The 23950-nt window shown below is 52.7% G+C and carries 24 protein-coding genes and 1 riboswitch; of the genes, 9 read left to right on the top strand and 15 right to left on the bottom strand.

All coding sequences use genetic code 11. The features are described from left to right. Positions 1-101: 101 nt before the first annotated feature. The 3 genes from KHQ09_RS05100 to KHQ09_RS05090 form a co-directional block, all read right to left on the bottom strand. Entirely contained in the window at positions 102-1070 is a 969-nt protein-coding gene (locus KHQ09_RS05100; RefSeq protein WP_033316061.1) for a glycine--tRNA ligase subunit alpha, read from the bottom strand. A gap of 203 nt (positions 1071-1273) precedes the next feature. Then, a complete protein-coding gene (locus KHQ09_RS05095; protein ID WP_420801467.1) occupies positions 1274-3076 on the bottom strand; it encodes a tetratricopeptide repeat protein in 1803 nt (600 codons plus the stop codon). A gap of 283 nt (positions 3077-3359) precedes the next feature. Continuing rightward, positions 3360-4376: a polyprenyl synthetase family protein gene (locus KHQ09_RS05090; RefSeq protein ID WP_121993792.1), complete on the bottom strand. Its 1017-nt coding sequence runs from the start codon at positions 4374-4376 to the stop codon at positions 3360-3362. 279 nt (positions 4377-4655) lie between these two features. On the opposite strand from KHQ09_RS05090, the gene KHQ09_RS05085 reads away from it, so the two are divergent. The 8 genes from KHQ09_RS05085 (at position 4656) to KHQ09_RS05050 (ending at position 11677) form a co-directional block, all read left to right on the top strand. Continuing rightward, positions 4656-5438, top strand: a complete 783-nt coding sequence (locus KHQ09_RS05085) for a tRNA1(Val) (adenine(37)-N6)-methyltransferase (protein ID WP_213596781.1) — start codon at positions 4656-4658, stop codon at positions 5436-5438. Between the two features lie 152 nt (positions 5439-5590). Beyond that, the gene (gene nhaA, locus KHQ09_RS05080; RefSeq protein WP_213596779.1) at positions 5591-6772 is read left to right on the top strand and encodes a Na+/H+ antiporter NhaA; all 1182 of its coding nucleotides are present in this window, start codon (positions 5591-5593) and stop codon (positions 6770-6772) included. Between the two features lie 82 nt (positions 6773-6854). Continuing rightward, on the top strand, positions 6855-7709 hold the full coding sequence (locus tag KHQ09_RS05075) for a S49 family peptidase (protein WP_213596777.1): 855 nt from the start codon (positions 6855-6857) through the stop codon (positions 7707-7709). A gap of 113 nt (positions 7710-7822) precedes the next feature. Further along, entirely contained in the window at positions 7823-8011 is a 189-nt protein-coding gene (locus KHQ09_RS05070) for a membrane protein (RefSeq protein ID WP_022711138.1), read from the top strand. A gap of 9 nt (positions 8012-8020) precedes the next feature. Continuing rightward, the gene (locus KHQ09_RS05065; protein WP_213596775.1) at positions 8021-8944 is read left to right on the top strand and encodes a 4-(cytidine 5'-diphospho)-2-C-methyl-D-erythritol kinase; all 924 of its coding nucleotides are present in this window, start codon (positions 8021-8023) and stop codon (positions 8942-8944) included. Positions 8945-8956: 12 nt separating this feature from the next. Next, complete coding sequence (gene moaB / locus KHQ09_RS05060; protein ID WP_151158448.1) at positions 8957-9505, top strand: molybdenum cofactor biosynthesis protein B; 549 nt, start codon at positions 8957-8959, stop codon at positions 9503-9505. Positions 9506-9668: 163 nt separating this feature from the next. Then, positions 9669-10853: a PA0069 family radical SAM protein gene (locus tag KHQ09_RS05055; protein ID WP_213596773.1), complete on the top strand. Its 1185-nt coding sequence runs from the start codon at positions 9669-9671 to the stop codon at positions 10851-10853. 113 nt (positions 10854-10966) lie between these two features. After that, complete coding sequence (locus tag KHQ09_RS05050; RefSeq protein WP_213596771.1) at positions 10967-11677, top strand: ribonuclease HII; 711 nt, start codon at positions 10967-10969, stop codon at positions 11675-11677. Between the two features lie 146 nt (positions 11678-11823). Here KHQ09_RS05050 and KHQ09_RS05045 read toward each other — a convergent pair whose 3' ends face one another. The 12 genes from KHQ09_RS05045 to KHQ09_RS04990 all read right to left on the bottom strand — a co-directional run bounded on the left by KHQ09_RS05045 (position 11824) and on the right by KHQ09_RS04990 (position 22426). Continuing rightward, entirely contained in the window at positions 11824-12303 is a 480-nt protein-coding gene (locus KHQ09_RS05045) for a F0F1 ATP synthase subunit B (protein ID WP_022711133.1), read from the bottom strand. 11 nt (positions 12304-12314) lie between these two features. Then, a complete protein-coding gene (locus KHQ09_RS05040; RefSeq protein WP_213596769.1) occupies positions 12315-12926 on the bottom strand; it encodes a F0F1 ATP synthase subunit B in 612 nt (203 codons plus the stop codon). A 111-nt stretch (positions 12927-13037) separates the two neighbouring features. Next, positions 13038-13265 carry a F0F1 ATP synthase subunit C gene (locus tag KHQ09_RS05035; protein WP_022711131.1) on the bottom strand — a complete coding sequence of 76 codons (228 nt, stop codon included), beginning with the start codon at positions 13263-13265 and terminating at the stop codon, positions 13038-13040. Between the two features lie 181 nt (positions 13266-13446). Next, complete coding sequence (locus tag KHQ09_RS05030; protein WP_022711130.1) at positions 13447-14199, bottom strand: F0F1 ATP synthase subunit A; 753 nt, start codon at positions 14197-14199, stop codon at positions 13447-13449. Between the two features lie 180 nt (positions 14200-14379). Further along, positions 14380-14805: an AtpZ/AtpI family protein gene (locus KHQ09_RS05025; protein WP_022711129.1), complete on the bottom strand. Its 426-nt coding sequence runs from the start codon at positions 14803-14805 to the stop codon at positions 14380-14382. 211 nt (positions 14806-15016) lie between these two features. Continuing rightward, entirely contained in the window at positions 15017-16315 is a 1299-nt protein-coding gene (locus KHQ09_RS05020; RefSeq protein WP_213596767.1) for a cell wall hydrolase, read from the bottom strand. Positions 16316-16652: 337 nt separating this feature from the next. Beyond that, positions 16653-18011, bottom strand: coding sequence for an MATE family efflux transporter (locus tag KHQ09_RS05015; RefSeq protein ID WP_116086872.1), 1359 nt, complete (start codon positions 18009-18011; stop codon positions 16653-16655). 295 nt (positions 18012-18306) lie between these two features. Next, positions 18307-18801: a CAP domain-containing protein gene (locus KHQ09_RS05010; protein WP_213596765.1), complete on the bottom strand. Its 495-nt coding sequence runs from the start codon at positions 18799-18801 to the stop codon at positions 18307-18309. A gap of 72 nt (positions 18802-18873) precedes the next feature. After that, positions 18874-19140, bottom strand: a complete 267-nt coding sequence (locus KHQ09_RS05005) for a DUF6460 domain-containing protein (RefSeq protein WP_022711125.1) — start codon at positions 19138-19140, stop codon at positions 18874-18876. A 101-nt stretch (positions 19141-19241) separates the two neighbouring features. Next, on the bottom strand, positions 19242-20237 hold the full coding sequence (locus KHQ09_RS05000) for a GlxA family transcriptional regulator (protein WP_420801466.1): 996 nt from the start codon (positions 20235-20237) through the stop codon (positions 19242-19244). A 139-nt stretch (positions 20238-20376) separates the two neighbouring features. Next, entirely contained in the window at positions 20377-21222 is an 846-nt protein-coding gene (locus KHQ09_RS04995; protein ID WP_213596761.1) for a glycosyltransferase family 25 protein, read from the bottom strand. Positions 21223-21334: 112 nt separating this feature from the next. Next, entirely contained in the window at positions 21335-22426 is a 1092-nt protein-coding gene (locus KHQ09_RS04990) for a 2'-deoxycytidine 5'-triphosphate deaminase (protein WP_213596759.1), read from the bottom strand. Positions 22427-22578: 152 nt separating this feature from the next. Next, positions 22579-22658, top strand: a riboswitch (SAM riboswitch). Positions 22659-22747: 89 nt separating this feature from the next. On the opposite strand from KHQ09_RS04990, the gene KHQ09_RS04985 reads away from it, so the two are divergent. Then, positions 22748-23944 carry an O-succinylhomoserine sulfhydrylase gene (locus tag KHQ09_RS04985; RefSeq protein ID WP_213596757.1) on the top strand — a complete coding sequence of 399 codons (1197 nt, stop codon included), beginning with the start codon at positions 22748-22750 and terminating at the stop codon, positions 23942-23944. Positions 23945-23950: the final 6 nt, after the last annotated feature.

The following is a 23950-nucleotide window of genomic DNA, read 5'->3' as shown; positions in this document are numbered from 1 at the left end:
CTCCGCATGCTCATTTTTTGTTTTGTCTGTCCTCACTTCGTTGCGGGCGGACGGCTGTGCCGGAATTCCTTCCGAGAAAAGTTCAAGCAACAAATCAGGCATCAGCGTGTCTCATTCTTGTAGTTGACGCCACCGGCATCGGTCTGAAGGAAGGCTTCACCGCACTGGCGCGCAAGATTGCGCACACGCAGAATATAGCTCTGGCGCTCGGTCACCGAGATAACACCACGGGCATCCATCAGATTGAAAATATGTGATGCTTTAATCGCCTGATCGTAAGCGGGGAACACGCATTTATGTAAGTTCCCTGTCTCTTTTTTATTCCCGCTCGTGCCTTCGGCACTCGTCGCCTCTTGTGGTGCCCCTGCAGCAAGCACAGCTTTACATTCCGCTTCCGCATCAATGAAATGCTGGTGCAGCATATCGGTATTGGCGATTTCGAAATTGTAGCGCGAATATTCCTGCTCGGTCTGGAGGAATACATCACCGTAAGTGACCTTATCCTCACCTTCCAGACCATTGAAGTTCAGATCATAAACATTGTCCACGCCCTGCACATACATGGCGAGGCGCTCAAGACCATAGGTCAGCTCACCGGCAACCGGCGAACATTCAATACCGCAAACCTGCTGGAAATAAGTGAACTGCGAGATTTCCATACCATCGCACCAGCATTCCCAACCCAGTCCCCATGAACCGGTGGTCGGATTTTCCCAGTCATCCTCAACAAAGCGGATATCGTGCAGATCGGTATCAATGCCAATCGCCTTTAGCGAGCCGAGATACAGCTCCTGCAGGTTCGGCGGGCTTGGCTTCAACAATACCTGATACTGGTAATAATGCTGCATACGGTTCGGATTTTCACCGTAGCGGCCGTCTTTCGGACGACGCGACGGCTGCACATAGGCAACATTCCACGGCTTTGGCCCCAATGCGCGCAAAGTGGTGGACGGATGCAGCGTACCCGCCCCGACTTCCATATCGTAAGGCTGCAAAATTGTGCAGCCATGCTGCGCCCAGTAGTGCTGGAGCGCCATGATAAAGCCCTGAAAAGAGCGGGTCGGATGCAGGTGTTCAGGCAATGTGCTGGTCACGGAAGGCCTCGTTGGAGCATTCTTGGCGAGATCGGCTATCAAAACTGATCTTCTTGCAAATCATGCGTGGTGAAAACGGTGAAAGCTGAGCCATAACAGCTCAGCTCCGCCGAAAAACAGATAGTTTGTCCTAATTATTCCGCGTTAAACGGTCAAGACTTAAAGCCGGATAGCAAGCATTATGGCTTGGCAGCAGGATCGGCAGGCTTAGCATCCGGTGCTTTCTCCGGCGCAGTGTCAGATTTTACTGGCGCAATATCTTTCACATCAGCTTCCGCCGTCTGTGTCAGCCCCTGCTTCAGCTTCTTCTCGATCTTGGCCAGCTCTGCCGCTTCAGGCTTACCGGCGATGGCATGGTTCCACTGGAAAGTCGCTTCCAGCCCGCGCCCTGCTTGCCAATAGGCATCCCCCAGATGATCATTGATTGTCGGATCTTCCGGACGCAGCTTGACTGCCTTTTCCAGTTCGACAACGGCCTCATTATAGCGGCCAAGCTTGTAATAGGCCCAACCAAGGGAATCGACGATATAGCCATCCTGCGGGCGCATCTCGACGGCCTTGCGGATCATCTGCAAAGCTTCTTCCAGATTTTCACCGCGATCGACCCATGAATAGCCGAGATAATTCATCACCTGCGGCTGGTTCGGAAACAGCTCCAGTGCTTTGCGGAAATTAGGCTCGGCCTTATCCCATTGCTTCAGACGCTCATAAGCAATGCCGCGCTGATAGAAAACCGGCCAGTCCTGACGAACCGGTGATTTAATTTCCGCAACGGCCTGATCATAAGTCTTTGCCGCATTTGCCCAGTCTTCTTTCTGGGCATAGACACCGCCCAGCGCCAGATAGGAACGGTTGTCCTTATCATTGCTGCGCAAATTGTTTTTCAGATGCTCAATCGCCTCATCCGGCTTGCCTGTTTCAGCCAGATTAAGCGCCAGCTGCATTTCCGCATCGCGCTTATAAGGCGATTTATCCGCAACGCGGCCGTAATATTTAATCGCTTTTTCCGGCTGGCGCAGTTTGGCAGCAATATCGCCAAGCTGGAACAATGTAGCGTCATTATTCTCGCGCAGCTCACCGGACATTTGCAGATAAATGGTTGCAAAAGCCTCAGCACCGCCACGGTTAATCGCGGTACCCAAAGAATACAGAACCTCAGCCGCGCCCTGCTGGGGGCTGCGCATCTGCGGATCAAGCTTTTCACCGTCTTCAAGCTTCTGGCGTACTTCGCGCAGGATCACGCGGCCGCTGAGAATTTGCTCGGCATCTTCCACCAGCTTGATCGCACCGGCTTTATCGCCCTGACGCTGTTTGAAATCGGCATAGGCGTAAATGATGCGCTCATAAGTATCGGGGGCAGCGCTGCCGCCTTCTTTATCAGCCACGGCCTGCGCATAGAATTTATCCGCAGCCTTGGTCTGACCAGCGCTGTCTGCAATCAATGCCGATGTGTAAGTTTTGAAAAGATCGTACCAGACCGGCCCATCAAGCTTATCAACTGCTGCCAGCGCGTCTTTCGGACGACCTTCGCCGTAGAATGTCCATGCCGTCATCAGGCCGGTCGCTAAACGATCCATTTCTGACTGCTGCGTGAGCTTCAGATTGGTACGGGCAGTGCGGTAATGCTTGTCGTTAAAAGCCTTGATCGCCAAAATGATGCGGGAGAAACGCTCGACTTCCGGCTCATTTTTGAGCGCGCGGGCAAAGGGCAGCGCTTCATCCAGCTGACCGTCGGTCAGATAGGACAGCAACAAATCACGCTTCATCGGCTGGTTTGACGGATCAAATGCCAGTGCCTGACGATAATAAGCGATGGCTACAGGGAGATTATTGTCGATCTCGGCAATGCGACCAGCCAGATAAGCACCAGGGAAAGAACCTGCACGCGAGACAATCACCGGCTCGTCTGTCGCCGCTGTCTTTGCCGCAGATGCAGCATAGGCCGCGCCGGAGACACCGCTTGTGAAAGCCGCCCCTGCCATCAAAGCGAAAACCAGAGCACGCGCTTTAACTGTATTCCGCCGCATTGGCACTTCCCCTTGCATTTATAGAGCATTTCCAATTTTGAAACAGAAGGAATGCTCTATCTCTTTATTTTACACATTTCCTGACGCAAAACCGGTTGCCACTTTTGCTGGAAATGCTCTGGTCTGGCTTATTTCCGAAACAAACACACCATCCGGCCATGTCGTGGTTTTTATATGGCCGGAGAAAAGGGTATTTCAAAGTCCGGTACCGGAAATATGCGCCAGTACCGGTCAATAATCAGTTTACACGGCTGATGCAGAAATCAATCACATCAATCAGAGCATCTTTTTGCGGGCTCTGCGGCAGCGGAGCCAGTGCATCGCGGGCGATTTCGCCAAAATGACGGGCACGCTGTACGGTATCAGCAATTGAACCATGCTTGGTCATCAGGCCGATAGCCTTCTGCAAGGCTTCATCATCATTATTGCCCTGCTCAATGGATGATTTCCAGAAAGCGCGTTCTTCTTCAGAACCACGGCGATAGCTGAGCAGCAGCGGCATAGTGATTTTACCTTCCCGGAAATCATCACCCACATTCTTGCCGAGATCCGCAGCCGAACCGCCATAATCCAGCGCATCATCAATCAGCTGGAAAGCAAGACCGAGATTGAGACCATAGGAGCGCAGCGCCAGACGCTGTGCACGCGGAGCATCGGCAATGATCGGACCAACTTCGGCAGCAGCAGAGAACAGCGCCGCAGTCTTGGCTTTGATAACGGCCAGATATTCGTCTTCCGTGGTTTCCATATTTTTAGCGGCGGCGAGCTGCATCACTTCACCTTCGGCAATCACCGAAGCCGAAGTTGCCAGCACATCCAGCGCGTCGAGCGAGCCGACATCCACCATCATTTTGAAAGCCTGACCGAGCAGGAAATCGCCGACCAGAACGCTGGCCTGATTGCCCCAGATCATCCGCGCGGTGCTTTTGCCGCGGCGCAGATCGCTCTCATCCACCACATCATCATGGAGAAGCGTTGCCGTGTGCATGAATTCAACGCTGGTTGCGAGCTGCACGTGACCTTCGCCCTCATAGCCGAACATGGCTGCAGCAGCGAGCGTCATCATCGGACGCAAACGCTTACCACCCGATGAAATCAGATGATTGGCTACTTCCGGTATCATCTCAACATCAGAACCGGCCTTGGACAGGATAAGCGCATTGACACGTCCCATATCCGCTTTCGTCAGATCAACCAGCTTCTGAATGGACGCCTGCTGATTTTTTTTCTCATCGAGATTGAGAACCACACCCAATGCCATATCTCCAGTTCACGCGGCCTGATAATGAGACCCGTTTTATAGCCACACATTATTCAAGGCGGCCTTTATGCTCAAGCGTCAAATGCACCAAAAGCCGTGCTAAAGGCAAGTGTTGCGAGCCGCAACACAACACAATAAAGCATATTCTGCTGATATAAGATGTCAAATTGCTGTCAGCAAACAGAATTGCGGCTTTCACCGCCTCTATACAGAATCGGTTAAAGCCGGTTTGATCGCTTTCAGTCTGCAACAAGTCAGGAAACTGCCGTCTTTATGTCTGCTCCGTTCAGCTCTCTGCCCTATGGCGAAACTCTTGATGCCTTTCACCGTGGTGCATTCTACCTGGTGCAGCCATCCGCAAAAGGTCACCGTTCGGGGATTGATGCCATGATTTTGGCAAGTGCGGTGCCAACGGATTTCAAAGGTACAGTAGCAGATCTCGGTGCCGGTGCCGGTGCGGCGGGACTGGCCGTTGCCTCGCGCTGCGCAAGCACAGATGTCACCCTGATTGAACGCTCACCGGAAATGCTGCTCTATGCGGAAAAATCCTGCGCATTGACCGAAAATGCCCATATGCATGGCCGTCTGTCATACCTGCAGGCTGATGTGACAATGACCGGCCCAGCCCGTCATGAAGCAGGGCTGGCTGATAATCAGTTTGACTATGTGATTATGAACCCGCCTTTCAACCAGAGCCATGACCGTGCCACGCCGGACGATTTAAAGGCACAGGCGCATGTGATGCATCAGGGCATGTTTGAAAGCTGGATACGCACAGCATCCGGCATTTTACGCCCGCGCGGGAATATTGCGATTATCGCACGCCCCGCTAATCTGAATGAAATTCTGTCCGCGATGGAGCGCCGTTTTGGCGGCATCGCAATTCTTCCGCTCTATGCCAGACCGGATGAACCGGCCATCCGTGTCGTAATTACGGGCATAAAAGGCAGCCGCGCTCCGGTTTTCCTTGCGCCGCCGTTAATTTTGCATAAAAGTTCCGGCCATGAATTTACGCCACGTGCAGAAAGCCTCATTAATGGTTGCGACAGCCTGTAACGGTTGTTGTTCAGGAGGACGGAGCACATTTTCCCGAAAACACGGACTGTCCGAACAGGTCTTTCGCTCTATTTAAAGCGCGGAACTCTGAGGACAGATCAAGGGTTGAGCGTTGTCAAAACGCTGCCCGCAAAGAAAAAGGCCGATACCGGATGACACAAAGCCAGACCAAGCGCCCCTTCTCAACGCTCCGCCATTGGCTCGACAGTGAATCCGCCAGCGGTATCGCTCTGATGATTGCCGCTGCTCTGGCTCTGATCGTTGCTAATTCGCCGCTTGCAGCCACATATTTTCAGGTTCTGGAGAGCAAGCTCGGCCCGATGAGCGTTCTGCACTGGATTAATGACGCGCTGATGGCCGTCTTCTTCCTTCTCGTTGGCCTCGAAATCAAACGTGAATTTCTCGACGGCCAGCTTGCCAGCTGGTCGAACCGCGCTTTGCCGGGCATTGCCGCCGCGGGCGGCGTGATTGTTCCGGCACTGGTTTTTGCCGGTTTCAACTGGTCAAATCCTGAAACCATTCGCGGCTGGGCTATTCCGTCGGCAACCGATATTGCCTTTGCACTCGGTGTGCTGTCGCTGCTCGGCCCACGCGTTCCGACCAGCCTGAAAGTGTTTCTGGCAACACTCGCCATTCTTGACGACCTTGCGGCCGTTGCGATTATCGCCGTGTTTTACACCGCCGATATTGCCACGCTCTATCTCGCCGGTGCTGCCGGTATTTTTGCGCTGATGTTTGTTCTGAACAAGATGGGCATTATGCGCCTCACTCCATATCTGATCCTCGGTGCCGTGCTTTGGTATTTTGTACTGCGCTCCGGTGTTCATGCAACGGTTGCCGGTGTGCTGACCGCGCTGACTATTCCGATCAAGCCGGCTCTTGGCCGCCCTGATGATATGAGCTCCCCGCTGCACACGCTGGAACATGCGCTGGCAAAATGGGTCGGCTTTGTCATTGTACCGATCTTCGGCTTTGCCAATGCGGGCGTTTCTTTCGCCGGCATGAGCCCGTCGATCCTTGGTGACTCGCTCACACTCGGTATTGCGCTCGGCCTGTTTGTCGGTAAGCAGATTGGCGTCTTCGGTGCCGCATGGATTGCTATCCGTGCAGGGATTGCCACCAAACCGATGGGTGCAAGCTGGACACAGCTCTATGGTGTGGCACTGCTCTGCGGTATCGGCTTTACCATGAGCCTGTTCATCGGCCTGCTGTCCTTTGACAATGACCTGCTGCACAGCGAAACCAAGATTGGTGTTCTGCTCGGCTCCCTGCTCTCCGCCGTTTGTGGCTGGGCATTGCTGCGCATTTCCACACGCAACCGCGCTGTAAAATAACAGGTTCAGTTTTCACCCGCTGTGGCTATAACAGCGGGTGAAAACTATTTTATCGTCTGCATTTTCACACCGGAGATTTTCAGTGCCGTCACTTATCAGCCGTGTTATCCCGCGTCGCTTCCGGGCTTCCAGTGTTGAAATTCCGGTTGTCCGGCTGAGCGGTGCGATCATGACAGGCAACAGCCCTTTACGGCAAAATCTGTCGCTCGAAGGCATCGCGGTTCAGCTGGAAAAAGCCTTTGACAACAAGCACAGTCCCGCTGTGGCGCTGAGCATTAATTCCCCCGGCGGTTCACCGGTACAATCGCGGCTGATCTATAAGCGCATCCGTGACCTGGCCGAAGAAAAGAACAAGAAAGTCCATGTCTTTGTTGAGGATGTGGCGGCTTCCGGCGGCTATATGATCGCTATTGCCGGAGACGAGATTATTGCTGATCCGTCTTCCATTCTGGGTTCAATCGGCGTGGTTTCCGCTTCCTTTGGCTTTACCGAACTGATCAAGAAAATCGGCGTTGAGCGCCGCGTGTACACAGCCGGTAAAAACAAAGCCACGATGGATCCGTTTCAGCCGGAAAAAGCATCGGATGTCGAACATATCAAAGCGCTGCAACTGGAAATTCACCAGACCTTTATTGATATGGTGAAAGAGCGCCGCGGCAGTAAATTGCAGGACAATGACGATCTTTTCACCGGTCAGTTCTGGACAGGCATTACAGCTTTGCAGCTCGGGCTGATTGATGGTCTGGATGATATGCGCTCACATCTGCGCAAGCTCTATGGCGAAAAAACCAAGCTTAATCTGATCCAGCCTTCGCGCGGACTGCTGGGGCGCAAAAATACCGGCGGTATTTCTCATGCGCAAATGCTTGGCGCAGCAGGTGAAAGCCTGATGAATGTACTCGAAGAAAAAGCTCTTTGGTCACGCTATGGCCTGTAACAGGCATATGTTATCATAATATCATCAGAATAAGATGCTATAAGAGCTTCTTGAAACGAGGTTACAGCCTGATTAAATCAACAGGCATGTTATTTTTCCGGAAAGGAGCCGGTATGCCACAGCTGATTTTTCTGATCCTTCTGGTTGCAGCTGCGATCTATGGCTATCGCTCCTTCAAGCGCGAAGCGGCGCGTGTTTCCCAGAAAGTTCGTCAGGCCGAACAGGAAGCTCGCACAGGAGCCAGTGGCACGCTGGTGCGCGACCCGAAAACCGGTGTTTACCGTCCGGCAGATAAAGACTGATCCTAAAGCATGCCAGATATTTTAGCTTCACAGGCAGCGAGCCAACAGACTGCCTCACATCTTCGCGCCACAGCCTATGCCAAGCTTAATCTGGCGTTGCATGTGACCGGACGGCGCGAGGACGGCTATCATCTGCTGGATACGCTTGTTGCCTTTGCCGATTACGGTGACGAACTCACAGTTTCCTCTACGCAGGAAGACAGTTTTACGCTTTCCGGCCGCTTTGGTGCGGGGCTGCCAGCCAATGGCGACAATCTTGTTTTAAAAGCGCGTGATCTTCTGCGCGCGCATTTTCCGCAGCACAGCTCCGGCGTTGCCATTCATCTGGAAAAAAATCTCCCTGTTGCTTCCGGTATCGGCGGCGGGTCTAGCGATGCCGCCACAGTACTGGCGCTGCTCTTGCGCTTGTGGAATATCGAAGCGGAACAGGCTTTGCTTGAGCAGATTTGCCTTCAGCTTGGCGCTGATGTGCCGATGTGCCTGCATGGTCAGCTCAACGGCGGTGCATTGATTGCCAAGGGCATCGGTGAAGATGTGCAGCGGCTGTCCGGCCTGCCGGTATTGTCGCTGGTGCTTGTGAATGACGGAACAGCAATTTCCACGCCCCAGATTTTCAAACATATGCAGAAGCGTGATAATCCTGCACTGCCGGAACTGACACGCTTGAATAGTCAGGCGGAGCTTTGCAACTTCCTGCAATCAACCCGCAATGATCTGCTGCCATCCGCTGCAGAGCTTGCACAGCAATTGCCGGAAATTCTCCAGACTTTGCGGGACAGCGGCGCACAATATGCGCAAATGTCCGGCTCAGGCGCGACCTGCTTCGGCATTTATGATACAGAGGATCAGGCGCAACAGGCGGTAATGCATTTGCAACAGCAAAATCCGCATTGGTTTGTCTGCGCAACCACGACCCTGCCCGACAAGATTTAACCGGAGACAACCATGTCCGATACAGCCAAAGCCGAGCGTCCGTTCATTCCGGTGGGGATTGCGGTGCTGACGGTATCAGACAGCCGGACATTGGAAACCGATACATCCGGTGCATTTCTTGCCTCCCGTATTGAAGAGGCAGGCCATTTGTTGCGTGACCGGCAGATCGTGACTGATGACGCTGCAAAAATCCGCGAGCTGGTTGTGCAATGGTCCAAAGATCCGGCGATTGATGTGGTGATTACCACCGGCGGCACCGGCTTCACCGGACGCGATGTGACACCTGACGCTTTGGAGCCGGTCTTCGACAAGCGTATGGACGGGTTTTCAGTGATCTTCCATCAGCAGTCCTATGCCAAGATCGGTACTTCCACGATCCAGTCCCGCGCAACTGCCGGTCTCATCAACCAGACATTTGTTTTTGTCCTGCCGGGTTCCGGCGGCGCTTGCCGCGATGCATGGGACGGTATTCTCGCCCAGCAGCTCGACTATCGTCACCGCCCGTGCAATTTCGTTGAAATCATGCCGCGCCTTGATGAGCATTTGAAACGCAAAAGCTGACTGCTAAAAAGACATAAATTAAGTTCTTGCTTTGTTCTTATTTTCAGATTAAATTTGAACCATAAACGGCGCATCAGAGTCGCATAATTCGCGCTGTATTCATTGCTTCATTTTGATTGTTTTGCTCCGGTCATGCCTCTGCATTTCCGGCAAGGAGAAAGCTATGGCAATTTTACAGGAGATTTTCGGACCAGCCGATCAGGCCGTCTTCTCCCGTCCGGCAGTCTTCGGATCGGAGCGCACAGATCAGGCAAATGCTATTGTTGACGGAACCGGCTTGCGGATTGACCACAGCCGCCGTCGCGGACGTGGTGCCGGTATCAATCCTTCCGGCCGGTTTGAAAGTCAGACACGTATCGACAGTGATGACGGCTGGAACTCTCTGGAAGAGCTGGAACCGTTCAAGACAGAAGTCCAAATCGAAAAGCCGCGCACCATTATCACCCGCAATGACTCGCCGGATATTAATTTCGACCGCTCAATCAATCCTTATCGCGGTTGCGAGCATGGCTGTATTTATTGCTTCGCCCGCCCTACCCACAGCTATATGGGACTGTCTGCCGGTCTTGATTTTGAAACCAAACTCTTTGCTAAACCCGATGCAGCACGGTTGCTGGAAAAGGAACTTTCCAAAGCCGGTTATATTCCCAAGACGATCGCCATTGGCACCAATACAGACCCTTATCAGCCGGTAGAAAAGAAATGGCGGATTATGCGGGATATATTGAGTGTGCTGGATGCCGCCAATCATCCGGTCGGCATCGTCACCAAATCCGCACTGGTTACCCGCGACATTGATATTCTGGGTTCGATGGCCGAGCGTGGTCTGGCAAAGGTTGCCCTCTCTGTCACCACGATGGATGCCAAATTAGCACGGAATATGGAGCCGCGTGCTTCAACTCCGGGATTGCGCTTACAGGCCATCCGACAGCTGAATGAGGCAGGTATTCCGGCATCGGTGATGCTTGGCCCTGTGATCCCCGGCATCAATGACCACGAGATTGAACGTATATTGGATGCCGCCTATGCGATGGGCGCACGCGAGGCCGGATATGTCTTGCTACGCCTGCCTTATGAGGTCGCGCCCCTCTTCAAGGACTGGCTGCTGCAGCATTTTCCTGACCGTTACCGCCATGTCATGTCCCTGTTGCGCTCAATGCGCGGCGGCAAGGACTATGATGCGGAATGGGGCAAGCGGATGCGTGGTGATGGTCCTTATGCATGGCAAATTGGCCGGCGTTTTGAGATTACCTCTAAAAAGCTCGGGCTGAATATTCATAAACGGCGCCTGCGTTGTGATCTGTTCACCCCGCCGCAAACAAGCGGCGTTCAGCTCTCGCTTTTCTGATCTGCCCTCCAGCAGATATAGGCTGCCCGTCCTTTTGCCAGCAGCCTTCCACATCGTGCCCCCCTTTTTGCGATGTGGCTTGCGGAGAATTAGATAGGATGCAATCTCAGCACATGAGTAAAGCACCATCTGATTCTCCGCTTTTTTCTGAAAAGCGACCGAAGTCGCCAGCCAAGATAAAGGCTGACAAATCTGAAATCTTCACGCCGGATTACAGCCATGAGCAGCAGTTGCAAGCTCAGGGGTACAAACTGATTGCAGGGCTCGATGAAGTCGGCCGCGGCCCTCTTGCAGGGCCTGTTGTTGCTGCCTGCGTGATCCTCGACCCTGATAATCTGCCTGAAGGTCTGGATGACTCAAAAAGGCTCACCGCTGCCAAGCGCAACCGGCTGTTTAACAGCATCATGGAAAAGGCACTTGCAGTCAGCCTGTGCAGCCTCAGTGCCCGTACCATTGATGAAAGCAATATTCTCGCAGCCTCACTGCTGGCAATGAAGCGCTGCGTGGATAGTCTGACAATCAGTCCGGATTATGCTTTGATCGACGGCAATAAAACCCCAAGCGGATTGCCCTGCCCTGCCATGACACTGGTCAAAGGGGATCAGCGATCCCTGACTATTGCCGCCGCTTCGATCATTGCCAAAGTCACCCGCGACAAGATGCTGGAACGCGCAGGTCTTATCCATCCTGCTTACGGCCTTGAGAAACATGCAGGATACGGCACTGCGGCGCACCGGCAGGCGATTGAAGAACAAGGGCCGATTACCGGTTTGCATCGCTACAGCTTTGCGCCAATCAAGGGACGCTGGACAGCGGATAAATAAGCGAGATACTGAATACGCGCCCCCGAGCCGGTTTCAGGATATCCTTAACTGCAAGAAATAAGCATCGCCGCAGAACAGCAAGCCCGATTTCAGACATAAAAAAACGCCGCATAAAGCGGCGTTTTTTTGAACTTTATGAACTGCAATCAATTCAGGTTGGTTTTAACCTGATCCAGTGATGCTTTGAACATTTCACCGGCAGTTTTTGCGTCCATTTTATTTGCAATCAGCGAACCGGCAGCAGCAACAGCGATTTCCACTGCAGATGCACGAACCTGATTAACAGCATCGCTTTCAGCCTGAGCGATTTTCTGTTCAGCCAGCTTGTTGCGGCGAACAATATAATCTTCCGACTTCGCTTTTGCTTCGCTCAGGAGAGCTGCAGCTTCACGCTGTGCAGCAGCAACGATTTCGCTGGCTTCTTTTTCAGCTTCTTTGCGCTTGCGGTGATATTCAGCAAGCAGAGCCTGAGCTTCTTCACGCAGGGTGCGTGCTTCGTCCAGTTCCTTGGCGATATTGGCAGCACGTTCATCAAGCGAACGGCCGATCATGCCAGGCACTTTAAGATAGGCCAACAGCGCCAGGAAAATAATCAGACCGACGAGGGCAATAAATGTTGCATCCATAATGGTCTCCCTTACGCGCTGACAGCTTTAACAGCAGCTGAGATTTCAGCTTTGTCGGACTTGCCGCCAAGCAGTTTCTCAACGATTTCTGCAGTTGTTTCTTCAGCAATCGAGCCGAGATCGCTCATCGCTTTTGCCTTAATGGCAGCGATGCGTTCTTCAGCTTCAGCCAATTTCTTTTCAAGCGATGCTTCAACGGTTTTGCGTTCAGCATCAATGTCATGCTTTGCCTTGTCGCGGGCTTCCTGACCGATAACAGCCGCGTGTCTGCGGGCTTCAGCCAGTTCCTGCTCGTAAGCAGCAATTGCATTGTCAGCATCGGTTTTCAGGCGTGCAGCCTGTTCCAGATCCTGTGCAATACGGTCACGACGCGTTTCGATGACGCCGCCGATACGTGGCAGCACAACGCGCGACATGAACAGATAGAACAGCCCGAAGGTAATCGCGAGCCACAGAAGCTGCGATGCATAATGGGTGGAATCAAATGGTGGAAACACGCCTTTACCGGCATCGTGCGCCACACCTGTTTCAGTGTGCACAACAGAGTTGCCACTGTCAGCTCCCGACACTGGTGCCGGCTGAGAGTCAGTTGCGGTTTGGGCAAACGCCGTGGACACGAACATCCATTTTCCCCTTATCACTCAGGCTTAATAAACGATAACCAGCCGCATATGCCTTCAGGTCTCACAAGGAGATTTTTGCATATGCGGCCGATTTAATCCGGCAGCTTAAGATTAAACTGCGAACAGGAGCAGAAGCGCGATGAGCAGCGAGAAGATGCCCAGAGCTTCAGTTACGGCGAAGCCGAATACCAGACGGCCGAACTGGCTGTCAGCGGCAGACGGATTGCGCAGTGCACCCGAAAGAAAGCTACCGAAAATGTTGCCGAGGCCGAGAGCCGTACCGGCCATACCGAAACAGGCCAGACCTGCGCCGATGTACTTTGCTGCTTCCGCTTCCATGTTAAGCTCCTTCTGGATTGATATAAATGCGGATTTCAGTTCTGGCGGAAACCCGCCGGTGATATTTCAGAGCGACCTGTTATTTCAAAATCATGTGTCAGACACAGGTATTTTCAAAATGCAGAGCCTGATTGGTAGATAGGCAAGACTGCTGCCCGATAACGGACAGCAGTAATTTCAGTTAGTGACCGTCCGGATGAACTGCATCATTGATATACATGCAGGTCAGAACAGTGAACACATAGGCCTGCAGGAATGCGACCAGGAATTCCAGACCGGTAATAGCAACGGTCATGAACAGAGGCAGGATCGCACCACCAACACCGAGCGGACCGAGTGCAGCCATGGAAACCACGAAGCCTGCGAAAATCTTTACGGTGATGTGGCCGGCCAGCATACTGGCGAAAAGACGCACAGAGAGGCTGATCGGACGGGACAGGAAGGAAATGATTTCAATCGCGGATACCAGCGGCACGATAGCCATAGGAACACCGCTTGGCACGAACAGCTTGAGGAAGCGGAAACCGTGCTTGAAGAAACCGTAAATAATCACTGTTCCGATCACCAGCAGCGCCAGCGCGAAAGTAACAATAATCTGACTGGTTACGGTATAGAAATACGGGAACAGACCGATAAAGTTTGCTACAAGGATGAATGTGAACAGAGAGAACACAAACGGAAAAAATTTCATCCCATGAGAACCGGCAGAATCCCGCAAGGAGGATGCCACAAACTCATAGGCCATCTCAGAAACTGACTGCAGGCGAGTCGGAACAATGCCGCGGCCTGCTGATGTCAGAAACAGAAAAGCGGAAGCGGTTACGACAGTCAGCACCATAAAGGCGGACACATTCGTAAACGACAGATCGACACCGCCGACATCGATAGGAATCCATCTGGAAACCTGAAACTGATGGATCGGATCGTTTGCCACCTTAACCTCACCTGTCACCCGTGCCCGAAGGCGTTACATTCATGCCCGAGGGCGCTTCTCAACCGCAAACTTGCGTTCCGGTCTTTTCAGAACACTCAAAAGCAAATCTGCCTGAGCCGCCCTGATTGCCTTTACAGGCTTATTCACTGCCGTGCATATGAAGGATAACCTTTATGCACATTATTTTTCTTTCTGTTGCTTCTCGCCCACATTATTGCCGCTTTCTGCAACATATCCTGCGGTGCGTAAAACATTCAGAGTACCGGCACCGAATCCTAAAAAGAGAAAGATAATCAATCCCCAAGGGTTCGTACCCAGAACACGGTCAAAAAACCAACCTAAAACCGCACCTACCACGATACCAGCGATAAATTCACTGGATAATTTCATGGCCTGCGCCATAGAGCTTGCGTTTTTCTCAGCCTGTTCATCTTTTTTGGATTCCACCCCCACGCCCTTAGCAGCCAGATGGCTTTCAAGCTTACGAAGACGGTCGTCCAGACTCCCCTGAGCGTCGGCCTGAGATCCGGTCTGCACCGGACCACCAGCTTCGCTTGCCGCATCATCGGATTGCTGTGGCTTTTCGGGTGTTTTCCCGACTGCCATTCATGCCTCCTTTGGCAAGAAAACCGAGGTTTCCACCCCACTCTGAAGTCGGCCGCAACATATTAACAGCCAACTCATTCGTCAAGGCACTGTCTGCACAGAAGTTGAAGGTTTTTTGTATTATTAAATCATATACTTAACAGGCAGCAGCATGAAGCAGGCCTTGAATCCTGCTTCACGCCGTGATTTCAGACAGCGAATCCTTGACAGATCAGCTCCAGCCGCCGCCATAAGTCCGGTAGAAAACATGCAGGCCGATCTTTTTGACTTTTTCCATTGTTGAGGCCCAGCGAGGACGCACATAAGTTGCATGATAATGGGTCGCCGAACCCACTTCCGGCAGCCAGATCTGACCCGCTGTGACAGCTTTTGCTACCTGCTGTGCCATGCGCCAGTGACCCGGCTCTGTGACACGATGTTTTAAACCGTCACAGGCGAAGGAGAACTGACAGGCATTACGCCAGTCTTTGTTCTGATAGACCACGCCGCAGATCGTGGAAGGATAAGCAGGGTTACGTACGCGGTTGAGAATAACCTGACCAACGGCCGCCTGCCCTTTGACCGGCTCGCCGCGCGCTTCAAAATAGATACCTTCAGCCAGACATTTCTGCTCTGCCGCACTGAATGCCGCCGGTGGCAACGGGGTTGCCGCCCAATTGTGATCCCGCGCACTGATTGGCGGAATGAAGCGGCCATTGTCCTTTTCAGGCACCAAAATGCTCTCAAAAGGCGATGTTTTGGCATAATCCGGCTTGGACGGCGCATAACCAAGCGCCAGCACATCCGGTGTATCATTGGTAATCAGTGATGCGAGTGCGGTCGGCACCGGCACGACCGGCTTCACTTCCGGACGATGGAAAGCGAGTGTGATTTCCACTTCCTTGCCGCGGATCGGACCTTTAACGAAAGCTGTTTTGACGTCTTTTTTACCGGCTACCGGCTGCATCAGCCTGGGACTCACCGATGAAACCTGCTCTGCCAGCGAACCGGCATTGAACATGCGTGCCGGAGCTTTAGTCTGCACGGAAACCAGACGCCCCTGCTTGTCAGTGCGGCTGATACGTTTTTCATCGGGATTTGGATCGTCGACACCGCGTTTTCCGCCGGCAACGCGTCCGCTCATTACCACGCGACCCACGCCGCTGATATCTGCCGCAGCGCTCAGGCTGCCTGTGACCACGGACGAATCAACAAACGGCATTTCCGCCTGATGAATGGAACCGGCAGGCGCATCCACCATATAGGTTGCCCAGCGGCTGCCCGATTGCTCGGCAACACTCATCATGCTGGCCATATCCTGATAGGCGATGACATTGCTTGAATAGAAAAACAGCCCTACTCCGGCGAGAAGCTTTGGCAGGGTCGCGGATTTGCGCTTCTGCTTCACTGTTACGGCCACCGGATAATAGCGGCCATCCTGCGGGCAGTAACCCTCGGAAGGATAATACCAGACCTGTGCTGGCTCATTGCCGGATCGGCCAAACAGGGCCCGCAAAGCTACACTACGCACCGGAATACTCCACTCACTCAACAAGATGACTATAGTCAGATAATGATCTATTAACCTTGATGCTTCGTTAACGCCGGCAGCGTTTAGTCATTGATTTTATTTATTAATTTTTAATTAACACGAAGATTGCCAGTCACCTTAAGCGGTTAGTTTTTATTGACCTTTCCCGTGGCAGGGCGGCAAAAATCCGAACTTCACCCACAGGGATAGTTCATAAAAAATATTTCTAATTTAGAAAAATCATTAGTCCAAAAATAAACCTGCCGGATCATCAGGGCATGATGATCCGGCAGGTTTAATATTGTCCATTACAGGCTTTAATGCAGAGACGGTATCGTCAGGCGACCGGAAACTCCCCGCGATAGCGCCTTGGCAACATCGCAGACAGAGTAACGCCGCGAATAAACAGGAACATATTCAGCGCCAGCCACAGGCTGTGATTACCCAGCCAGTCACGGGTACCATAGAGCACACCGAAAAACACAAACAGCGACAGGAACATCATATTGCGCATGTCTTTCGACCAGGATGCACCGATAAAAATACTGTCCATCTGGAAAGCATAAAGACCAGTGAGTGCGGTGAGTGACACCCAAGGCAGATAATAAACCGCCATCATGCGGACATCCGGCTCCGTTGTCAGAATATTGACCAGACGATCTCCGAAAGCGAGGAAGATCAGCCCCATGACAAAGGCCATGACCATCCCCCAGAAGAAGGTCAGCTGAATGGAGCGCCGGAAAGCCGGACTGTAACGCGCACCGACTGCCCGCCCTGCCAGCTGTTCGGCAGCAATCGTCACCCCTTCAAGAAAAAAGCCGACAACGAGATAGAAATTCATCAGCACCGCATTGGCCGCCAGAGTGATTGTGCCCATTTCATTGCCGACGCGGGCAAAGAATACATAGGTCGACATCAGCAACAGCGAACGGATCATGATATCGCGGCTGATAACGATCATCCGCCACATACCGGCCTTGTCAAACAGGCGGTTGACATCCAGCTTGCGCAAAGCGCCGCCGCGCCAGATCAGCACTGTCATACCTGTAATGGCTGCCACGGTTTCGCCGGTGACGGTCGCCCATGCAACGCCGGAGACCTCCCAGCCCAGCCCCAACCCCAGAACCAGCGCCAGAATAATATTAATACCATTGAGCAGGAACTGCAGCGCAAGACCGAACAGCCCCTTCCCGCGCCCGAGCAGCAGGCCCAGCACCGAGAAATTGACTAACGCCATTGGTGCCGAGAGCATACGGATCGACACATATTCGTTCAATGCTTTGGCTGTATCGGATGTGGGCTTGAGAATATCATTGGCCGCATAGAGTGTGAGCGGCAGAAGCGCGATCATCAGCAAACCGGCAACCAGCGCCACAATAATTGCGCGCCAGAACACCATAATTTCTTCCGAACGATCGCCGCGCCCCATGGCTTGCGCAACAAGCCCTGTCGTGCCGGAACGCAAAAAGCCGAAAATAGAAAACAGACAATCAAAGACCAGAGCGCCCATGGCCAGACCGCCGAGCATACCGGCATTGCCAAGCTGCCCGATCACACCTGTATCCACCAGCCCGAGCAAAGGCGTGGTCATACCGGCCAATGTCATAGGAATAGCGATCGTCAGCACCATGCGGTGCGTCACGGTAAACGGGCGAACGAGAGACGTTTCGAGCGCGTCATTATCTGGCTTGAACATAGAGCGGTTCCACTTAAAGCGGCCTCAAGGAACCGCTCTATTTGGGTATTAACGCATTGTCCGGCGCAAAACCGGCTTCCACTGCTAATGGGAATGCTTAGATACCACACGAATACTGTCAGCGAATAAAAAGATCCTGCTGTCAGCCGTGCGTGCTCCTCACCTGAAGATAGTAAGTGCAGATAGTTTTTCCGGTCAGCGCAGAAGATCCTGCACAGTCATATCCTGTTTTCCTGTCATGGTCAGCAGGTTTCTGCATCAGGACAGCAATTTGTCGCGCATACCCGTTCTCGTATTACGGCAGATCAACTCCGTAGAGCATCGCCCAATAGAGATAATGCGGCTTGTCTGCCCGCGCCGCATAGGCAAGGCCATAACGGGTAAAGATCGGATCAAGCAGATTTTTACGATGACCGGCAGAATTCAGCCAGGCATTCAGCGCGTCCGGCACGTCTTTCTGGCCGGATGCAACATTCTCCGCAGCAGGGCCGCGGATACCGGCCTGTTTCAGCCTGCCGCCAAAACTGTTTCCCCAGCCGATACTGTGACCGATTTTGCCGTGCTTTGCCATTAACCGTGCCTGATGCAGTGCGGCCTGTTCAAGTTTTGCTTCCGGCATCATCGGCGGCGCACCATATTGACGGCGCACTTTATTCACCATAGCCGCCACATCCTCTTCTGCAAAAGCATCAGAGAGCGGCAGGATGGCAGGGCTCAGCAACAAAGCGCCACCGGCAACCAGTAACCGGCGGCGTGAAATCAACGCAGAAGGCAGCAATGTATCAGTCATCGAAAACCATAAATAAAAAGAAGGATTTTTCAGATGCATTCCCGAAGCCGCTTCACGCCTTCAGCATGCATTTTATTTCCTGTAATTGATAATTCTGAGCAAAATAAAGGCAGGGATCACAACTGCCGCGCCCAGCAGCAGATAATCAGCAAAACGTGACAAGGCCGAGAAACCCATATTCCAGATTCTCACGAAGAAATCGCGGATATTCCAGAGAATGTCATAAGGCGTCCAGTTAAAGGCATGCATCACAACGCCGACAATCAGTGACACCAGTATCAGTTTAACGATAACACGACCCGGTGTATCGCCCAGAAAGCGGGTAGCACGGTCAGACATAGAAGCACTCCTTTGTTGAGACCAACAAATAAGCGCGAATATCTGAAGAGACAAGCCTTCCCTGTGCCGGATATTGGCCGGTTGCGTTCCACATTCAGGTTTCAGCGGCTGTTTTTATAGGTACGCGGCAGGCTCTGGCTCTGGCGCAGGAAAGAACGGTTCATACTGCGTGTGTCTGTGAAGCCGCTGGCGACAGCCACCTCCAGCAGAGATGCATTTCCGCTCATCAGCAATTCCTTGGCGCGCTGCACACGCAATTCCTCGCGCACCTGAAAGGCCGTTTTGCCCAATCCCAAGCGGAACCCGCGCTCCATCTGGCGGGTGGAAATCCCAAGACGGCGTGCGACTTCAGCCATTGCCAGCGGATCTTCCAGCGTTTCCTCAAAAATACGGATTGCCTTGCGGATCATCGGCGAGCGAACACCGTTGAAACTCAGCGCAGGTTGCTCCGATGTCAGCAACTCATAAGGAAACATCAGGATGGAGGCGCTTTTACGTGCCAGTTCCTCAGAGATTTCCGCCTGAATGATGGAGAGCGCCAGTGAAGCAGCGCCCAAACCGCCCGCACAGGTAAAATGTCTGCCACTGCGATGAAACAGGCTGGTTGTATCTGCCGTGAACCCGTCAAATAATTGCAGGAAATCGTCTTTATGAAACCAGTTCACGCAGCAATTGCGATCTTCCAGCAATCCGGCTTCAGCCACAATGAAAGCAGCAGTACACAGGCCGATGACATTTTTCTTCTGACGGTCGGCGCGTTTCAGCACTTCAATCAGCGTATTTTGTCCCGGCCGGTAATGAGGAAGAACGCCGCCGACAACAACAATATAATCACAATCATCCAGCGCACCGATCGGGGCGGTTGGTTCCACCGCCATGCCGGAGCTGGATTCAACCGGCAGGCCGGTGAGCGTGCAGATTTTCCAGCCGCAACGGATCTGGCGGCTCTTATCCTTATCATCTGCGGCAAGGCGAAACGGATCGAGAAACAGGCTGAGTGCAGACAGGGTAAAACCGGGTAAAACAACAATACCCAGCGTCAGACGCTGCGCTTCTGTTTCTGCGTTTAAAACTGTTCGGTTCTTTTCCATTGCCATGATCGTGCGCATCACTCCCCTTGAAACGCATAATCCTGTCTGTCATCCGGCATACAGGCCAATCTGAGCGATAAAGTCCGTCACAGCTTTTGTAAAGAGCACATAGAATTGTGAGTACAACACGCGCTCTTATGACCTCTCATTCGGCAGGACTGATTTTTGGCGGTAAAACAATCTGATCAGCCACCGGCAGAGCAGAATTACCACTCAGGCGCCGCTTCAGACGTGTTGTCCATAAATGCCGGTAGGAGCGCAATTTGTTGAGCACAAACCATCTTTGCCGGATCAGATTGTAGAAGAAATGTTTCTCAACGGACGCAGCCGTTCTTGATCCGGTTCCTAGCGCATCTATGTCACTTTGCGCGCCGCGCGCTTTGACTAAAGGCGGCCAAACGGCAAGACCGGTATTGGTTCTTGTCAGCCAGAAACGCAGATAATTATCAACCGGCGCAAAAATCTCATGCTGACTGTTGACGAAATTCTGCGCACCGGCACGCGACCAGATCAAACCGCCTGTCGTCATCGGAAAATAATGCGCACTGGTCAGATTACGCTGCTGATCCTGCCCCTGAAGAGTGCAAAGCGGTGTATGACGTTTTATTCCGTCTGTGCCGATATTAATGAGATCCCAGTAACGCCCGTCTTTTTCGAGCCATGACAGCAGTTCTTCCGTCATTTTAGCAAGGTCTGCCGGAACAGACATATCGTCCTCCAGCACCATTGCGTATTTCTCGTCGGAATCCAGAAACATCTGCGCCGCTTTAAGATGGCTCAGATAACATCCGAGCTCTCCGCCGCTGACCTGACAGCCCATAAACGCCAAGGCACGCTTTTCATGATAGGCCGGATGCGCTCTCGGATCACTTTTCCGGCCATCTACCGCCGGAACGCGGGTAAATTCCATACCCGCGCGCTCCAATTGTCCGCGGGAAATGTCCAGCCGTTCCTGACTGCCGTCAAGATTTATAAGATAGGTTCTCACCATAATCTCCGCCATAAAATGGCTTAAAGCCTCCTGCCAAAAACCGGCAGGCGCGCATCAGCGACGTATCACTAGATGTTCATTTGCGGAGATACAATCAAGAAATTATGAGTTTTTAACGGAAATGTTTTGACAGTTTCAAACCCTGCGCCTGATAGTGCGAGCCGAGATCACTGCCATAGAGCGCTTTCGGCCGTTTGAGCATATGTTCATAAATCAGACGACCGACAATCTGTCCGTGTTCAAGGATAAACGGCACTTCATGGCTGCGCACTTCCAACACTGCGCGACTGCCCTTGCCACCGGCAGAGACATTACCAAAACCCGGATCGAAGAAACCGGCATAATGCACGCGGAACTCACCGACCAGCGGATCAAAAGGGGTCATTTCCGCAGCATAAAGCGGCGGCACATGCACGGCTTCCTGTGAAACCAGAATGTAAAACTCATCGGGATCGAGAACCAATTCGCGATGTCCGCGATCATAAATCGGTTCCCAGAAATCCAGCACATCATGCTGCGCGCGTTTATCGACATCAACAACAGACGTATGATGTTTGCCGCGATAGCCGATCAGGCCGTTTTCACCACCACTCAGATCAATCGACAGGGCAATTCCACCATTGGAAATATTCGGCACAGCGGAGGCCACCAGCGTTTCTGCTGCGTGCAATGCAGCGAGTTCGGCTTCATTGATATGCGCAGTGCCTTTACGGAAACGGATCTGCGACAGACGCGAACCGGTACGCGCCACAATCGGGAAAGTGCGCGGGCTGACTTCCAGATACAGCGGGCCGTTATAACCGGCGGGCACCTTGTCAAATTCCTGCGCATTATCGGTAATCACACGGGTGAAAATATCGAGGCGGCCGGTCGAGCTTTTCGGGTTTGCGGAAGCCGACAATTCCGATGGCAGCGCCAGCCCTTCCAACAGCGGCACAATATAGACGCAGCCGGTTTCCAGCACCGCACCTTCACGCAGATCAATCTCGTGCAGCTTCAGGCGTTCCAGTTTTTTGGCAACCGGTGTGTCCGGCCCCGGCATGAAAGATGCGCGGACGCGATAGGCTTTTTCGCCAAGACGCAGATCAAGACTGGCAGGCTGTATCTGATCATGATCCAAGTCCCGCGCTGAAGTCAGCGCACCGGTTTCAAACAGAGCTGCAATATCGCTGTCTGCCAAAATTCCGCTATCTCGGGTCATCATTTGTCCAGTCATAAAATACTATTTTGCCGCAATCTAGCCTTGAACGGTTAAAAGAGGGCTACTGTGATATGCGCATTTACAGATAGATTTCACTCCCCGCTGTCAAGTCCTGTGAAATCGAGTGCTTGACATTATAATCATAACAGTCCTACAAAATCAGTCGTGGTGATTTGGCCGGCCGGCTTGCAGCCACGTTAAAGAAGTCGCTAAATATGGCCGCGGTTCCGAGCCGGTCTTTTTGCGTCTTCATGCAAAGGCCGGTTTTTTATTGGCCGGTGTGGCCCGAACCCTGCCGACCATCCTTTTATATAGGCTGGACCGATGACAAAGACACATATTCGTACCCTTCGCCCTGCAACTCAGCTTGTGCATAGCGGCACAACCCGCACGCCTTATGGCGAAACATCAGAAGCGCTGTTTCTGACGCAGGGTTTTGTTTATGACAGCGCCGAGGCTTGCGAAGCCCGTTTTACCGGTGAAGATCCGGGTTTCATCTATTCCCGTTATGCAAACCCGACGACGGATATGTTTGAAAAGCGCATGTGCGCGATTGAAGGCGCGGAAGAAGCCCGCGCCACTGCCTCCGGCATGGCTGCTGTTGCTGCGGCCATTCTCTGTCAGGTTCGTGCAGGTGACCATGTGCTGGCAGCCAAAGCGATGTTTGGTTCGTGTCGGTACATTATTGAAACCCTGCTGCCTAAATACGGCGTTGAATTCACTTTGATTGATGGCGTGAATATTGAGAACTGGGAAAACGCTATCCGCCCGAATACCAAAGTGCTGTTTCTGGAAAGCCCGACCAATCCGACGCTGGAAGTGATGGATATCGCCAGAATTGCAGGCATTGCCAATAGTGTCGGTGCCAAGCTGATCGTCGACAATGTGTTTGCCACCCCGCTCTATCAGCGGCCACTGGCGCTCGGCGCTCATATTGTTGTCTATTCTGCCACCAAACATATTGACGGTCAGGGACGCTGCCTCGGCGGTGTTGTTCTGTCTGATCGTGAATGGATTACGGAAGTTCTGCAGGATTATTTCCGCCATACCGGTCCGGGTCTCAGCCCGTTCAATGCATGGACGATGCTCAAAGGTCTGGAAACACTGGCCGTACGCGTGGAAGCACAAACCCGTTCTGCCGCTAAGATTGCCGATTTTCTGGCCGAACAGAATGCCATTGCCCGCGTAATTTATCCGGGTCGCAAAGATCACCCGCAGGCAGACATTATCGCCAAACAGATGAGCGGCGGCTCAACCATGATTGCGCTGGAGCTGAAAGGCGGCAAGAAAGCAGCTTTTGCCTTTGAGAATGCGCTGGAAGTCATCAGCATTTCCAACAATCTCGGTGACGCAAAAAGCCTGATTACCCATCCGGCAACCTCGACCCATAAAAATCTCAGCGACGATGCCAAGGCAGAACTCGGTATTACCGACGGTCTGCTGCGCCTTTCCATTGGTCTGGAAGATGCAGATGATCTGATTGACGATATTGGCTTTGCACTGAAAGCGGCTCAAGGCTAAACTGGT

It is taken from the genome of Pseudochrobactrum algeriensis (assembly GCF_018436245.1).
Lineage (GTDB): Bacteria > Pseudomonadota > Alphaproteobacteria > Rhizobiales > Rhizobiaceae > Pseudochrobactrum > Pseudochrobactrum saccharolyticum.
The sequence above is the reverse complement of the archived record's forward strand: the minus strand, read 5'-3'. Positions and strand labels throughout refer to the sequence as shown.